General features: G+C 70.6%; 1 protein-coding gene. It reads left to right on the top strand.

The window, feature by feature from the left end:
* The first annotated feature begins 477 nt into the window (after positions 1 to 477).
* A complete protein-coding gene (locus V7E45_RS40320) occupies positions 478 to 903 on the top strand; it encodes a DUF6003 family protein (protein WP_333779252.1) in 426 nt (141 codons plus the stop codon).
* Positions 904 to 945: the final 42 nt, after the last annotated feature.

Raw genomic sequence — 945 nt, 5'->3', positions numbered from 1 at the left:
CGGCCCGACCCGCTGCTTGCGGCGACGAGAGACATGGTTAGCGGTCGCGGAAACCCCACGCAAGAATGTGACGTACTACCCAAGGGCGTAGAAACCGAGCGAATCGGGCATCCGGCCGCTTTCTGGAGCACCCACCCGCGCCACCCCTCTACGATCCCCCTTAGGACGTGACGTGGCTCCTATGGGCGTCATCACGCGGCGGGCCGGTAAACGGGCCTCTCGAGCCGCCCTTCTCCACCCGGGGCAGGCCGGGGTGCCGCCCCGACGAACGTCACGTCCGGCGACGATCCCTCACCGATCGCGACTGCTCCACGACCCCGCCGACCCCGTCTACGCTCGGCCGATGCGGGAATACGTACACGCGATCGGTCCAGCCCTCTCCAGGGTGACTGCGAGATGCTGATGCGGGCTCGACGAGCCTGAAGGCGGTAGTCATGGGACCCCTGCCCGGCTTTCTGAGAAAGGGGTGTCCTGGCGATGGCCGACGACGCCTTCCTGTTCGTGCTCCCTGAGCGTCATCCGCTGCTCGGTGCGGCGCTGTCCGCGGTCGGTGAGCTGGAGTGCGCCGAGAGCCCGGCGGTGCTGGGCTGGCTCCACGCCCACGGCATTCCCGGCTCCTCCGAGCGGGTCAGGATCGTTCCGGCGGGCGCCGAGGTGCTCGTCCCCGAGGACGCCGAGCGACTGCCCGTCCCGCTCAGCGAGGAGGAGACGCTGCGGGTGCAGCACGCGTGTGCGCCCAGGTCCGTGACGGACATCGAGTCCGAGCTGATCAGTTTCCGGGACACCACCCAGGACTGGCAGTCGCTGGTCCACCGCGCGCTGACCGCCGGCATCCCCACGCCGCGCATCGCGCAGCTCACCGGCCTCGACCCGCTGGACATCGTCCAGGCCGTCGGCGACTGATCGCGCCGCCCCACGCCGCGGTCGCGCGGCGTGGGGCGGGGG

This window comes from Streptomyces sp. IBSBF 3136 (assembly GCF_036815105.1).
Classification (GTDB): Bacteria; Actinomycetota; Actinomycetes; order Streptomycetales; family Streptomycetaceae; genus Streptomyces.
This window is presented reverse-complemented; position numbering and strand designations above follow the sequence as displayed.